This is a genomic window from Bradyrhizobium sp. 62B (assembly GCF_030272265.2).
Taxonomy (GTDB): Bacteria; Pseudomonadota; Alphaproteobacteria; order Rhizobiales; family Xanthobacteraceae; genus Bradyrhizobium.
Genome location: NZ_CP092841.2, coordinates 376,522 through 389,707, shown reverse-complemented (window position 1 = coordinate 389,707; position 13,186 = coordinate 376,522). Strand labels below are relative to the sequence as shown.

The window sequence follows — 13,186 nt, the reverse complement described above, 5'->3', positions numbered from 1 at the left end:
GCCGCATTGATGCGGAATCGCACGATTCCCGCGATTAACTACGACTGCTCGTCAGGTTCGCGTCAGGATTGCCGCCAAGGGCGACATTCAGCCGCGCGTGGAAGGTTGCAGCGAATGTGTTAGTTTCCCACATATCGAGTGGGTTCGGAGCCCCGATTGTTAGCCAAAATTTAGTCGGTTGGCATCGGTATCCGAGATAGAGTTTGACGAACCGGCGGCACGGCGACCCCAGTGCCGGACCGGACCAACCAACGGGAATTCGACCATGTCGGACCTAGACCGTAACTACGCTTCTCCTTTCGGCAGGGCCGCCGGGCGTGTTGACGCCGCGACGGTCGATGCCGGCCTGCGCGCCTACATGCTGCGCATCTACAACTACATGAGCATCGGCCTCGCCATCACCGGCCTGGCCGCGCTCGGCGTCTACATGGCTGCCGTGACCGACGTTCCGACGGCGGAATCCGTCCGCGTCGGCAAGCTGTTCCTGACGCCGTTCGGCTACGCGATGTTCGTCAGCCCGCTGAAATGGCTGTTCATGCTCGCGCCGCTGGCCATGGTGTTCGTGATCTCGGCGGGCATCAACCGTCTCGCGCCCTCGACGGCCCAGATCCTGTTCTGGGTGTTCGCGGCGCTGATGGGCATCTCGCTGTCGTCGATCTTCCTGGTGTTCACCCACACCTCGATCGTGCGGGTGTTCTTCATCACCGCGGCGACCTTCGGTGCGCTGAGCCTCTACGGCTACACCACCAAGCGTGACCTGACCGGCATGGGCTCGTTCCTGTTCATGGGCCTGATCGGCATCATCATCGCGAGCCTGGTGAACCTGTTCCTGGCGAGCTCGATGCTGCAGTTCATCGTGTCGGTGGTCGGCGTGCTGGTGTTCGCGGGCCTCACCGCCTGGGACACCCAGCGGCTGAAGAACGACTACATCTACGGCTATGCCTCGGCCGGCGGTGACATCGCAGAGCGTGCGGCCATCACCGGCGCCCTGTCGCTGTACCTGAACTTCATCAACCTGTTCACGCTGCTGCTGCAGCTGCTCGGCCAGCGCGACTAAGCGACGGACAGAGCGAACGACACGAACCCCGGCCGAAAGGCCGGGGTTTTTGTTTGGGCGGGAGCACCGTTCCCGTAGCCCGGATGAAGCGCAGCGCAATCCGGGAACGTCGCATCAGCCGATATACCTGTCCCGGATTTCGCTGCGCTCCATCCGGGCTACAAGAGATGCCTTTCCCTTCATTACGAAGTCCGCGAAGCAATCCAGAGTCCCTCCGCAGATGCATTTCTGGATTGCTTCGCTTCGCTCGCAATGACGACGTGGAAAGGCCGTTCGCCTCTTCCAGCCGTCCCGGGAACGCTTTAATCTTCGCCCCATGACCGCAGCAGACATCCGGCCCACAACCGAGGCCGACCTTCCCGCCATCACCGCCATCTACCAGCAGGCCGTCCGCGAGGGCACCGCCACGTTCGAGCTGGAGCCGCCCGACCTCTCGGAGATGACGCGCCGCTATCGCGCGCTTGTCGATGGCGGCTATCCCTATTTCGTCGCCATGCTCGACGGCCGCGTTGCCGGCTATGCCTATGCCGGCGCCTACCGGCCGCGGCCGGCCTATCGCTTCACGGTCGAGAACTCGATCTATCTCGATCCCGCCTTCCATCGCCGCGGCGTCGGCTCAGCGTTGCTGGAGCGGCTGGTCGCCGAATGCGAGGCGCGCGGCTTTCGCCAGATGATCGCGGTGATCGGCGATTCCGCCAATGCCGGCTCGATCGGCGTGCACACCAAGGGCGGCTTCAAGATGATCGGCACGCATCGCAATGTCGGGCTGAAATTCGGCCGCTGGCTGGACACGGTGATGATGCAGCGCGACCTCGGCGAGGGCGCGAGCACGGTGCCGGGGAAGTAGGAAGCTCTTGTAGCCCGGAGGGAGCGAAGCGCAATCCGGGACAGGTCCATCCGCTGCTACAACGGCCCGGATTGCGCGTCGCTCCATTCGGGCAACGGGGTCAGTGGCTACACCACCGCCAGTTTCCGGTCGATCACCAGCAGCACGCGCTCGAGCTCGTGGCCGCGGCGCAGGATCAGGCCCGTCGCCGAGATCACGCTGTACATGCCCTGCTTGCGCGCCAGCCGTGGATCCTTCTCGATGCGATAGATCGGCACTTCCGAGGCACGGCGATAGACCGAGAACACCGCGCGGTCCTTCAGGAAGTCGATGGCGTAATCGCGCCACTCGCCGTCGGCGACCATGCGGCCGTAGAGATTGAGAATGCGGTGCAGCTCGAGCCGGTTGAACGTCACCCGGCTCAGTTGTTGCGCATTCGCAGCGGCGGGGCGCGCCGCCGCGCGCTGCTCGCTCGGATCGGCATCCTCCGACATCAGACTCATGGAGAGCCTCCTCATCGCACGACTTGAACCCAGTCCGCGAACCGTCCCCGGAACCGGAGCATGACAATGGTATGATTGCGCCATCCGTCCCTCGCTGCAAGGCTCTTGATGGAACTCGCCCGCCTTCATTCAACCGATCGAATCAGGTGCGATGCCGGGCACACGCAAAGGTGGAACTCTGTCGCGGCAAACCGTCACGGGATCGTTAGAAGGAATCATAGTCTCGCCGCTTTTCCGCCTAGCGACTGCCGCCCTGCACTGCGAAAAGATTCATGTGCGTTGACCCGGTCCTTTTGGTTCCGGATTCCTCAGCCCCCAGCCCCCCGGGGTCGAACAGGATCGGGTCTGTACGCACGACAAGGAGGGCCAACGCAAGTTGGTCCTTTTTTGTTTGTGTCGGGATGTTGCTGGCGCGCTGTCATTCCGAGGCGCGCCTCTTGGCGCGAACTACGATGCGCAATTGCGCATCTGAGAATCCATTTCTCAGCTCGTCCATAGATAGATGGATTCTCAGTTGCGCAATTGCGCACCCTAGCTCGCGCTTCGCGCGCCCGGAATGACGAGCAACAATTGCCGAGATGCTGTGCTTACTTCAATGCAGCGACGTGTACGCCGCGCCGAGCATCGGGCCCGGCCGCTCGCGGCTGCCGTCCTGGACGTAGACCACCGCGCCGTCGACGCCGTCGCGCGTCAAATTCTCGATCGGCACCGTCCAGCTTTCCGAACGTCCGGTCCAGTCACCGACCTTGAGCAGGTTGCGCACCACGTTGTGATAGGTGACCTGCTGCCCGCGATTCTCGCCGCGGGTGATTGCGATCGGGACCGACTTGGCGATCGAGCAGATCCAAACCTCGCCATGCGAGACGGCCGGCTCTTTGCTCGCGGCCACCGAGACGTTGATCTGCTTGCCCGCGAGCGACATCGTCACCGGCACGCTCATCACGCCCACACCTTTGTCGGTCTTGCCGATCGCATTCTCGATGCTGGTACGGTCGCTGCCGATGACATGGGTGGAGCCGTTGACCACGACCTGCGGGGTGTAGACCTCGCGGTCGCCGCGCATCTTCGAATAGGCACGCTGTCGTGCAGAGAAGCGCGAATCCGCCAGCGTGTCCTTCCAGCCGAGATAGTCCCAATAGTCGATCGGCATGCTCAGCGCGATGATCGACGGATCCTTGGAGAGATCGCCGATGATCTGATCGGCGGGCGGACAGGAGGAGCAGCCTTGCGAGGTAAACAATTCGACAACGGCGCGGGGATCGGCAGAGGCGGGAACGACGACGGCGACGATGGCACAAAGACCGAGAGCACTCGACCAGAGGGCACCGGACCAACGTGAAACCAGATGAGAAGCCGTCATTGTTGTCATGTCGAACGTCACACACCGTCACTCGTGGAGGGGGATCTTATCGCCTGATGGTCACCGTAGTCTTACGGGGCACGATACTTCATCCGCCCAGATAACCGCCCAAGGACCGTTTTCCGCCGCGCGGGCCCATCCGAACGTGCCGCAAACGCATGAAAGGCGGCCTTGTGATAGGCCGCCTTCATTTAACCTTCTACTCACTTCGCAGTGAGCCACCGTTCACAAATCCGCGCTTAGGCCGCGAGCTTGCGCAGCACGTAGTGCAGGATACCGCCGTTGCGGTAGTAGTCGAGCTCGTCCAGCGTATCGATGCGGCAGAGCAGCGAAACGCGCTGCAACGAGCCGTCGCCGGAGACGATCTCGGCGGTCAGCTTCTGACGCGGCTTGAGGTCGCCCTGCAGGCCGCGCAACGTGACCTTCTCGTCGCCCTTCAGGCCGAGCGACGACCAGGAGGTGCCTTCCTCGAAGGTCAGCGGCAGCACGCCCATACCGACCAGGTTGGAGCGATGGATGCGCTCGAAGCTCTGGCAGATCACGGCGCGCACGCCGAGCAGACGCGTGCCCTTGGCAGCCCAGTCGCGCGAGGAGCCGTTGCCGTATTCGGCGCCGGCGAACACCACCAGCGGCACCTGCTCCTGCTGGTACTTCATCGCGGCGTCGTAGATCGACATCTGCTCGCCGTCGGGCCAGTGCTTGGTGAGACCGCCTTCGGGGATGTTGCCGTCGGCGCCCTTCAACATGAAGTTCTTGATGCGGATGTTGGCGAAGGTGCCGCGCATCATCACTTCATGGTTGCCGCGGCGCGTGCCGTACTGGTTGAAGTCGGCGGGACGCACCTGGTGCTCGCTGAGATATTTGCCAGCGGGCGAGGTGAGCTTGATCGAACCGGCCGGCGAGATGTGGTCGGTGGTGATCTTGTCGCCGAACATGGCGAGGATGCGCGCCTCGACGATGTCGGTGACCGGCTCCGGCTCCTTCTTCATGCCGTCGAAATAGGGCGGGTTCTGCACGTAGGTCGAAGACATGTTCCAGCGATAGGTCTCGCTCTCGACCGTCTTGATCTTGCGCCAGTTGGCGTCGCCCTTGAACACGTCGGCATACTTCTTCTTGAAGATCGTCGAGGTCACGAACTTCTTCATGAAGGCGTTGATTTCCTTCGTCGTGGGCCAGATGTCCTTGAGGTACACCGGCTTGCCGTCCTTGCCCTCGCCGATCGGCTCGACGGCAAGGTTTTTGGTAACGCTGCCCGCGAGCGCGTGGGCGACGACCAGCGGGGGCGAAGCGAGATAGTTCGCCTGCACGTCGGGCGAGACGCGGCCTTCGAAGTTGCGGTTGCCGGAGAGCACGGCGGCGGCGACGATGCCGTTGTCGTTGATCGACTTCGAGATCTCCTCGGGCAGCGGACCGGAATTGCCGATGCAGGTGGTGCAGCCGAAGCCGACCAGGTTGAAGCCGACCTTGTCGAGATCCTTCTGCAAGCCGGAATCGGCGAGATAGCCCGCGACGACCTGGCTACCCGGGGCGAGCGAGGTCTTCACCCACGGTTTTGCCTTCAAGCCCTTCGCGGCGGCGTTACGGGCCAAGAGGCCGGCGCCGATCAAGACGCTCGGGTTCGAGGTGTTGGTGCAGGAGGTGATGGCGGCGATCACGACGTCGCCATGGCCGATCTCGAAATCCTTGCCCTCGACGGCAAAGCGCTTGTTGGGCTCCTCGGCCTTCTTGTATTCGGTGCCGAGCGCGAGCGAAAAGCCTTCGGCGACCGACGGCAGCGCGATGCGGCCTTCGGGGCGCTTCGGACCGGCCATCGACGGCACGACGTCGGCGAGATCGAGCGTCAGCGTTTCCGTGAACACCGGATCGGGCGACTTGGCGGTGCGGAACAGCCCTTGCGCCTTGGCATAGGCCTGCACCAGCGCGACGCGTGGCGCGGCGCGCCCCGACGTCTTGAGGTAGTCGATCGCGGCGGCATCGACCGGGAAGAAGCCGCAGGTCGCGCCATATTCGGGCGCCATGTTGGCGATCGTCGCCTTGTCGGCGACCGAGAGATTGTCGAGACCGGGGCCGAAGAACTCGACGAACTTGCCGACCACGCCGAGCTTGCGCAGCATCTGCGTGACTGTCAGCACGAGATCGGTCGCGGTGACGCCTTCCTTCATCGCGCCCTTCAGCTTGAAGCCGACGACGTTGGGCAGCAGCATCGACAGCGGCTGGCCGAGCATGCAGGCTTCCGCCTCGATGCCGCCGACGCCCCAGCCGAGCACGGCCAGACCGTTGACCATGGTGGTGTGGGAGTCGGTGCCGACTAGCGAGTCAGGGTATGCGACCTCGAAGGTGCCGGTCTTCTTGCCGACCGTCATCTTCTCCTTCTTGGTCCACACCGTCTGGGAGAGATATTCGAGATTGACCTGGTGGCAGATGCCGGTGCCGGGCGGCACGACGGAGAAGTTCGAGAACGCCTTCTGGCCCCACTTCAGGAACTCGTAGCGCTCCTGGTTCTGCTTGTACTCTTCGGTGACGTTCTTGCCGAAAGCCTTGTTGTCGCCGAAGAAGTTCACGATCACGGAATGGTCGATGACGAGGTCGACCGGCACCAGCGGATTGATCTTCTCGGCGTCGCCGCCGAGCTTCTGCATCGCGTTGCGCATCGCGGCGAGATCGACCACCGCGGGCACGCCGGTGAAGTCCTGCATCAGCACGCGCGCCGGGCGGAACGCAATTTCATGCTCCAGCGACTTCTTGCGCAGCCATTTCGAGACGGCGACGATGTCCTCTTTCTTGACCGAACGGCCGTCCTCGTTGCGCAGCAGGTTCTCGAGCAGGACCTTCATCGAGTAGGGAAGTTTGGAAATTCCCTTCAGACCATTCTTCTCGGCCGTGGGCAGGCTGTAATAGACATAGGTCTTGGCGCCGACCTTGAGGGTCTTTTTGCATTTGAAGCTGTCGAGCGAGGTCATGTAGGAAATCCCAATTGTTAGTTATACCCGGCAGGGTATTTTAACACCGTCAGCACATCTAGGCTGGGCCGCTTGCGGGGGCAGGTTGAGTTGCTGCATCAAGTAGTTCCGGGCTTATAGAAGCTTTCTAACCGCGCCGCCACAGCCACAATCGTGCCGCAGCAACCGCCAGCCAAAAATTCCCATGCGCTACCCCAAGTTTTCCTGAGGCCCGGCTTTGAGTGACCTGAAACAAGGCGAGATGCAGCTCTTCGGACACGGGGTCGCCTGCGTGCGGGGCGGCCGCCAGGTGTTCGCCGGGCTCGATTTCGCCGCGGTCTCCGGCGAGGCCGTGGCAGTCGTCGGCCGCAACGGATCGGGCAAGACCTCGCTGCTGCGGCTGATCGCCGGCCTGCTCGTGCCGGCGGATGGCAAGATCGCGCTGGCGGGCGGCGATCCCGAGCTGACGCTGCCCGAGCAGTGCCACTATCTCGGCCATCGCGATGCCCTCAAGCCGGCGCTCAGCGTGGCCGAAAATCTGACCTTTTGGGCCGAATTTCTCGGCGGCGAGCGTTTTGACTTCGCCGAGAGCCTCGCCATCGTCGGCCTCGCGCACGCCACCCACCTGCCCGCCGGCTTCCTGTCGGCCGGCCAGCGCCGCCGCCTGTCGCTGGCGCGCCTGCTGACTGTCCGCCGCCCGGTCTGGCTGCTGGACGAGCCGACCAACGCGCTGGATGTGGCGGGACAGGACATGTTCGGCGGCCTGATGCGCGAGCACCTGTCGCGCGGCGGCATGATCGTCGCGGCGACCCACGCGCCGTTGGGGATTGAATCGCGGGAGCTGCGGATTGGGGGTGTGGCGTGATGCGGCCCCACCCTCAGCTTTCCGAGCGGCCAGGTGGCGGCCGCTCCGTCCCCTCGCCTTCCCTGCTTGCGGGAGAGGCCGGCATAGGCGGCCCCTGGCCGCCGTCCCTAGAAAACGCCGATGCTTTGCATCGGCCATGGCGCCGGGTGAGGGTTCTATCCTCAGGGGGAATCTTCGTTGCCGAGATACCCTCTCCCCACCCCTCCCCCGCAGGCGGGGGAGGGAGCGCACCGTCCCCGCAGCGCCAGCCCGACTCCCATGGCCGCTTCGCCAGAAGGGCCACCTCATGACCGCCCTGTCCGCCATCATCCGCCGGGACATCCGGATCGCGCTCCGCGTCGGCGGCGGGGCGCTGATCGGGGTGCTGTTCTTCCTGACCGTGGTGGTGCTGATGCCGTTCGCGGTGGGGCCCGATCTGGCGCTGCTGTCGCGGCTGGGGCCGGCCATCCTCTGGCTCGGAGCGCTGCTGGCGAGCCTGCTCACCCTCGACCGGCTGTTCATGGCCGACCACGAGGACGGCTCGCTCGACCTGATCACGATGAGCCGGACGCCGCTGGAACTCGCCTGTGCCGCCAAGGCACTGGCGCATTGGCTGGCCGCCGGCCTGCCGCTGATTGTCGCAACCCCCGTGCTCGGCCTCCTGCTCAACCTCGACATGGTCGCGACCGGCGCGGTGGCGCTGACGCTTCTGGCGGGTACCCCGGCGCTGACGTTTACCGGCATGATCGGCGCGGCGCTGGCGGTGACGCTGCACCGCGGCGGGCTGCTGATGGCGGTGCTGGTGCTGCCGCTGTCGATTCCCGTGCTGATTTTCGGCGTGGCGGCCTCGCAGGCCGTGATCGTCGGCCCGATGACCTTCGGCGCGCCGTTCTCGATCCTGTGCGCGCTGTCGCTGGTCAGCCTCGTGGTCGGTCCCTTCGCAGCCGCGGCGAGCCTGCGGCATGGACTTGATTAGGATGGGCTCGGCCGACCTTGACCCCGATCAACTTTCGTCCCTCGCTTTCGTGCTGATTGCCTGAGCGGCCATCGACGATTATCAGGGTACCATGACACTGATCGACCTCGCCAACCCCACGCGGTTCCTCGCGCTGACAGCGCGGGTCCTGCCGTGGCTTGCGGCCGCGACCGTCGTCCTGCTCGCGATCGGTCTCTATCAAGCCGCGCTCGCACCCGACGACTACCAGCAGGGCGCGACGGTGAAGATCATGTTCATCCACGTGCCCAATGCCTGGCTGTCGATGTTCGTCTGGGGCGTGATGAGCATCGCCTCGCTGGGCACGCTGGTGTGGCGTCATCCGCTCGCCGACGTCGCCGCCAAGGCGGCCGCGCCGATCGGCGCCGCCTTCACCTTCCTCGCGCTGCTCACGGGCTCGCTGTGGGGCCGGCCGATGTGGGGCACCTATTGGGAATGGGACGCGCGGCTCACCTCGGTGCTGATTCTATTTTTGATGTATCTCGGCCTGATGGCGCTGTGGCGCGCGGTCGACGATCCCTCGCGCGCGGCCCGCGCCGCCGCGGTGCTGACCCTGGTCGGCGCTATCAATTTGCCGATCATCAAATTCTCCGTCGACTGGTGGAACACGCTGCACCAGCCCGCCTCGGTGATGCGCATGGGCGGATCGGCCCTCGACAAATCCTTCCTGATTCCGCTGCTGGTGATGGCGATCGCCTTCACGCTGCTGTTCGTCACGCTGCATCTGGCCGCGATGCGCAACGAGATCCTGCGCCGCCGCGTCCGCTCGCTGCAGATGATGCAGGCGAGCCGTGTCGCGTTCTCGAGCGAGATCGGTGCCGGCGCGCGCGGACAAAACGCGTCGAACGAAGTCGGGGCCGCATGATCATGTCGCTGGGTCCCTATGCCTCCTTCATCGTGACGTCCTATGCCGCCGCGGCCCTCGTGGTCGCGATCCTGATCGGCTGGATCGCGCTCGACCATCGCAACCAGACGCAGCGCCTGCGCGAGCTGGAGGAGCGCGGCATCACGCGCCGTTCCGGCCGCAGCGCGACGGAATTGCGATGACCGATCAACCTGCCTCCGCGCCGCCGCAGCGCCGCACCTTCCTGATGGTGCTGCCGCTGATCGCCTTCATCGGACTCGCGCTGCTGTTCTGGTTCCGGCTCGGCAGCGGCGATATCTCGCGGATCCCCTCCGCGCTGATCGGTCGTCCGGTGCCGCAGACCGTGCTGCCGCCACTCGAGGGACTGCAGACCGACAACGCGCACGTGCCGGGGCTCGATCCCGCCGCGTTCAAGGGCAAGGTCAGTCTCGTCAATGTCTGGGCGTCCTGGTGCGTGCCGTGTCATGACGAAGCACCGCTCCTGACCGAACTGGCAAAAGACAAGCGCTTCCAGCTGGTCGGCATCAATTACAAGGACACGGCCGACAATGCGCGCCGCTTCCTCGGCCGCTACGGCAACCCGTTCGGCCGCGTCGGCGTGGACGCCAACGGCCGCGCCTCGATCGAATGGGGCGTCTACGGCGTGCCGGAAACCTTCGTCGTCGGCCGCGAGGGCACCATCGTCTACAAGCTGGTCGGCCCGGTCACGGCGCAAAACCTCAAGACGGTGCTGATGCCGGAGCTGGAGAAGGCGCTCAAGGCAGGAAGCTGACCTGGCGCGGACAAGCTGCCCGAGGGCGTGAGTTCACGGCACGTTGTCGCGACGATGGGTCGGGTCCGTGTGGCCCGCGAGCAGGCCAGCGACGACATCCCAGCCCTTCTCGAAGATATGGCCGACCTTGTGGCCGAAGGAATCGTCCGGGCGCAGCCGCGGCGATTCCAGAATGTGCGTCAGGTGCCGGTGATCGCCGGGAATGCTGCTGACCTCCGCGTCGACGGCGGCTTGGACATCCGTCATCAGCTCATCGAGGCGCTGGGCCCAGCCGGACCCCTTGAGCTCGATCTGCGTTCGCAGCGCCTGCTCGATCCGGTAGATCTCGCTCACGATCTCCCTGGCCCGCACCGGGCGATTGTTCCTGAGCGCGAAGAGCAGGAGGTGGTGCTTCTGCTCGATCTGATCGAGCACCATCGAAACCGCGATCGCGAAGGGGCCCGCCGCGATCCGCGCCGCAGCCCGGTCGTCTGATGTCGCGGTCGCGAGCGACAGCAGCTCCCACGAACTTTCCAGGCGCCTTGCGACGATCGTGAGCGCGAACGGCACGGCATCGGCGCGCCTGGACTTGAGCGTGCTGAGGAGGCCAAGGACCTTGTCGAGGCTGGCGCCCTCGAGCCGGGCAATCTTCGGCGCAAGCGCACGGGCAAACTCGTCGAGCTCCCGCTGCAGGTCGAGACAGCGCAGCATCTTCTTGAGGTCATCGAACGTCGCATGGGAGCTGGTATAGGCCATCAGCCCGTCGCGAATGCCGGCTGCGCCCTCGGCAGACCCAAGCTGGCCGTTGAGAGAGGTCAGCACCTTCTTCTGGAACGCCTGGGCCATCTGCCGCGCCTCGGGCTGCTTGTCGGCAGAGATGGCCTTCGTCGCGTTGGCGATGTAGTCGGCGGCCATACTGCGCAGCAATTGCTCGGTCACAAGGCTCCAGATCGGTGCGAGCGATCCACGGGCGATCTGTCCGCTATTGGCCCGTTCCGGCGCGCTGTCCACCAGCACCGGCTCGAGCGGCTCGAAGAAGTAACGTGAGGGATTTCCGACGCGGTAGTGGTTCGGGCCCGTGTTGCGAAACTCGGCACGCAGCGCCGCGATCAACGGCTCGGAATGCGGGATGTCCTCGCCGAGGAGGTGCAGCCGCTCCAGTTCGGCAAGCAGGCGGCGCCGGACCTGCGGAGCGAGTTGCCGGAGGTACTGAATCAGGTGTTCAGCGGTCTGGTCCTGTTTTGCACCCATCACCGGGCCCTCCGGCGTGCCACCCTCTCTTCACGACCAGAGGCTATCGCCTGCGACCGTTCGGACAAGGTCCGGAGCTGAAGAATCTCAGCTTGCGGTTACAGAGCGATGAAGGAACCCGCCGGACGCGTGGCTCGATCCGGTCAGTTGCGCGCGTGAAGTGCACGTCAGCGTGAATAGAGGGTGGTGGAGGCCCCGGCCGGAGCCGGCCGCTACCCCTTGCTCACGTCCCCCGCTTCGGCCTCGCTGGCCTCCAGTGACACCGGCTCGAGGTGATAGCGCTTGGTCAGCGGCATCTGGGCGACGGCGAAGATCATGGTCAGCGGGGTGACCCCGAACACCTTGAAGTTCACCCAGAAGTCGGTGCTTTGCGTGCGCCAGATGATCTCGTTCAGCACGGCCATGCCGGCGAAGAACAGCGCCCAGCGCAGGGTCAGGATGCGCCAGCCCTGCGGCGTCAGATTGAACATCTGGTCGAACATCACGGCGATGAAGGAGCGGCCGAACAGCAGGCCGCCGCCGAGGATCGCGGCGAACAGGCCGTAGATGATGGTCGGCTTGAGCTTGATGAAGGTCTCGTCGTGCAGCACCAGGGTCAGCGTGCCGAACACCAGCACGATCACGCCGGTGACGATCGCCATGATCGGGATATGGCGCGTCACCACATAGGACGCCGCCATCGCCGCCACGATCGCGACCATGAAGGCGCCGGTCGCCGCGAACAGATTGAACTTCGCATTGACGAAGAAGAACACGAGCAGCGGACCGAGCTCGGTCGCCAGCTTGAACAGCGGATGCGGCTGGGTCTTGTCCATCTCTAGCTTTCGATTCCGGCGATGGCGCGGGCGAAGTCGCGCGCGGTGAACGGCGCGAGATCGTCGACGCCTTCGCCGACGCCGATGAAGTGCACCGGCAGTTTGAATTTCTCCGCGAGCGCCACCAGGATGCCGCCGCGCGCGGTGCCGTCGAGCTTGGTCATCACGAGGCCGGTGACCCCGGCGGTGCGATGGAACGCCTCGACCTGCGACAGCGCGTTCTGGCCGACGGTAGCATCAAGCACCAGCAGGACGGCATGCGGCGCAGTGTCGTCCACCTTGCGGATGACGCGCACGACCTTTTCGAGCTCGTTCATCAGCTCGGCCTTGTTTTGCAGACGCCCGGCGGTGTCGATCAGGAGCACGTCGATGCCCTGCTCCTTCGCCGCGGTGAGCGCGTTGAAGGCGAGGCTCGCCGAATCCGAGCCTTGCGCCCCCGCGATGACGGGCGTCTTCGTCCGCTCGCCCCACACCTTGAGCTGCTCGATCGCTGCCGCGCGAAACGTGTCGCCGGCGGCCAGCATCACCTTGCGGCCTTCGGAGGCGAATTTCTGCGAGAGCTTTCCGATCGTGGTGGTCTTGCCGGAGCCGTTGACGCCGACCACGAGGATGACGAACGGCTTCTTCCCCGCGTCGATCACGAGCGGCTTTGCCACCGGCGACAGCACCTTCTCGACCTCGGTCGCGACGACGTCCTTGACCTCGTCGGCCGAGATCGCCTTGTCGTAGCGACCGGTGCCGACGGCGTCCGCGATCCGCACCGCGACTGACGTGCCGAGGTCGGCGCGCAGCAGCACGTCCTCGATGTCGTCGAGCATGGCGCGGTCCAGCTTGCGTTTGGTGACGAGGTCGGCGACCGCGGTCCCGAGCGAGGACGAGGTGCGCTTCAGCCCGTTGGACAGGCGGCGCCACCAGCTCAGCTTGGGGGGATCTGACGTGGTATCGTTCATGGTGGCGGTGTGTTAGCCGTTCCGGCTTCCA

Annotated in this window: 13 protein-coding genes; 7 read left to right on the top strand and 6 right to left on the bottom strand. The window is 64.8% G+C overall.

The window, feature by feature from the left end:
- Positions 1–265 precede the first annotated feature (265 nt).
- Both ML401_RS01890 and ML401_RS01885 read left to right on the top strand, forming a co-directional pair.
- Positions 266–1,057 carry a Bax inhibitor-1/YccA family protein gene (locus ML401_RS01890; protein ID WP_018318880.1) on the top strand — a complete coding sequence of 264 codons (792 nt, stop codon included), beginning with the start codon at positions 266–268 and terminating at the stop codon, positions 1,055–1,057.
- A 316-nt stretch (positions 1,058–1,373) separates the two neighbouring features.
- A complete protein-coding gene (locus ML401_RS01885; RefSeq protein WP_211415081.1) occupies positions 1,374–1,904 on the top strand; it encodes a GNAT family N-acetyltransferase in 531 nt (176 codons plus the stop codon).
- Positions 1,905–2,011: 107 nt separating this feature from the next.
- Here the strand turns inward: ML401_RS01885 and ML401_RS01880 are convergent, their stop codons facing one another.
- The 3 genes from ML401_RS01880 to acnA all read right to left on the bottom strand — a co-directional run bounded on the left by ML401_RS01880 (position 2,012) and on the right by acnA (position 6,706).
- Positions 2,012–2,386: a DUF2794 domain-containing protein gene (locus ML401_RS01880; protein ID WP_194405428.1), complete on the bottom strand. Its 375-nt coding sequence runs from the start codon at positions 2,384–2,386 to the stop codon at positions 2,012–2,014.
- A gap of 592 nt (positions 2,387–2,978) precedes the next feature.
- Positions 2,979–3,755: a thioredoxin family protein gene (locus ML401_RS01875; protein WP_194405427.1), complete on the bottom strand. Its 777-nt coding sequence runs from the start codon at positions 3,753–3,755 to the stop codon at positions 2,979–2,981.
- Positions 3,756–3,985: 230 nt separating this feature from the next.
- Complete coding sequence (acnA, locus tag ML401_RS01870) at positions 3,986–6,706, bottom strand: aconitate hydratase AcnA (protein WP_212068947.1); 2,721 nt, start codon at positions 6,704–6,706, stop codon at positions 3,986–3,988.
- Positions 6,707–6,947: 241 nt separating this feature from the next.
- Between acnA and ccmA the strand changes: the two genes are divergently transcribed.
- The 5 genes from ccmA to ML401_RS01845 all read left to right on the top strand — a co-directional run bounded on the left by ccmA (position 6,948) and on the right by ML401_RS01845 (position 10,160).
- Complete coding sequence (gene ccmA, locus ML401_RS01865; RefSeq protein ID WP_285812791.1) at positions 6,948–7,550, top strand: heme ABC exporter ATP-binding protein CcmA; 603 nt, start codon at positions 6,948–6,950, stop codon at positions 7,548–7,550.
- 286 nt (positions 7,551–7,836) lie between these two features.
- Positions 7,837–8,505, top strand: a complete 669-nt coding sequence (ccmB, locus tag ML401_RS01860; RefSeq protein ID WP_285809381.1) for a heme exporter protein CcmB — start codon at positions 7,837–7,839, stop codon at positions 8,503–8,505.
- 91 nt (positions 8,506–8,596) lie between these two features.
- Positions 8,597–9,388, top strand: coding sequence for a heme ABC transporter permease (locus ML401_RS01855; RefSeq protein ID WP_194405424.1), 792 nt, complete (start codon positions 8,597–8,599; stop codon positions 9,386–9,388).
- Complete coding sequence (gene ccmD / locus ML401_RS01850) at positions 9,385–9,570, top strand: heme exporter protein CcmD (protein ID WP_194405423.1); 186 nt, start codon at positions 9,385–9,387, stop codon at positions 9,568–9,570. The genes ML401_RS01855 and ccmD overlap by 4 nt, the downstream gene beginning before the upstream one ends.
- A complete protein-coding gene (locus ML401_RS01845; RefSeq protein WP_285809379.1) occupies positions 9,567–10,160 on the top strand; it encodes a DsbE family thiol:disulfide interchange protein in 594 nt (197 codons plus the stop codon). The genes ccmD and ML401_RS01845 overlap by 4 nt, the downstream gene beginning before the upstream one ends.
- A gap of 33 nt (positions 10,161–10,193) precedes the next feature.
- Here ML401_RS01845 and ML401_RS01840 read toward each other — a convergent pair whose 3' ends face one another.
- From ML401_RS01840 to ftsY, 3 genes are all read right to left on the bottom strand, one after another.
- Positions 10,194–11,390 (bottom strand): hypothetical protein, encoded by a 1,197-nt coding sequence (locus tag ML401_RS01840; RefSeq protein ID WP_285809377.1) that lies wholly within the window; start codon positions 11,388–11,390, stop codon positions 10,194–10,196.
- 212 nt (positions 11,391–11,602) lie between these two features.
- Positions 11,603–12,205, bottom strand: a complete 603-nt coding sequence (locus ML401_RS01835; RefSeq protein WP_194405420.1) for a septation protein A — start codon at positions 12,203–12,205, stop codon at positions 11,603–11,605.
- 2 nt (positions 12,206–12,207) lie between these two features.
- On the bottom strand, positions 12,208–13,155 hold the full coding sequence (gene ftsY, locus ML401_RS01830) for a signal recognition particle-docking protein FtsY (protein WP_285809374.1): 948 nt from the start codon (positions 13,153–13,155) through the stop codon (positions 12,208–12,210).
- Positions 13,156–13,186: the final 31 nt, after the last annotated feature.

What these genes read in the sequence shown, in the direction of transcription:
- ML401_RS01890 (WP_018318880.1), top strand. Translation starts at nt 266, where the DNA reads ATGTCGGACCTAGACCGTAACTACGCTTCTCCTTTCGGCAGGGCCGCC.
- ML401_RS01885 (WP_211415081.1), top strand. Translation starts at nt 1,374, where the DNA reads ATGACCGCAGCAGACATCCGGCCCACAACCGAGGCCGACCTTCCCGCC.
- ML401_RS01880 (WP_194405428.1), bottom strand. Translation starts at nt 2,386, where the DNA reads ATGAGTCTGATGTCGGAGGATGCCGATCCGAGCGAGCAGCGCGCGGCG.
- ML401_RS01875 (WP_194405427.1), bottom strand. Translation starts at nt 3,755, where the DNA reads ATGACAACAATGACGGCTTCTCATCTGGTTTCACGTTGGTCCGGTGCC.
- acnA (WP_212068947.1), bottom strand. Translation starts at nt 6,706, where the DNA reads ATGACCTCGCTCGACAGCTTCAAATGCAAAAAGACCCTCAAGGTCGGC.
- ccmA (WP_285812791.1), top strand. Translation starts at nt 6,948, where the DNA reads ATGCAGCTCTTCGGACACGGGGTCGCCTGCGTGCGGGGCGGCCGCCAG.
- ccmB (WP_285809381.1), top strand. Translation starts at nt 7,837, where the DNA reads ATGACCGCCCTGTCCGCCATCATCCGCCGGGACATCCGGATCGCGCTC.
- ML401_RS01855 (WP_194405424.1), top strand. Translation starts at nt 8,597, where the DNA reads ATGACACTGATCGACCTCGCCAACCCCACGCGGTTCCTCGCGCTGACA.
- ccmD (WP_194405423.1), top strand. Translation starts at nt 9,385, where the DNA reads ATGATCATGTCGCTGGGTCCCTATGCCTCCTTCATCGTGACGTCCTAT.
- ML401_RS01845 (WP_285809379.1), top strand. Translation starts at nt 9,567, where the DNA reads ATGACCGATCAACCTGCCTCCGCGCCGCCGCAGCGCCGCACCTTCCTG.
- ML401_RS01840 (WP_285809377.1), bottom strand. Translation starts at nt 11,390, where the DNA reads ATGGGTGCAAAACAGGACCAGACCGCTGAACACCTGATTCAGTACCTC.
- ML401_RS01835 (WP_194405420.1), bottom strand. Translation starts at nt 12,205, where the DNA reads ATGGACAAGACCCAGCCGCATCCGCTGTTCAAGCTGGCGACCGAGCTC.
- ftsY (WP_285809374.1), bottom strand. Translation starts at nt 13,155, where the DNA reads ATGAACGATACCACGTCAGATCCCCCCAAGCTGAGCTGGTGGCGCCGC.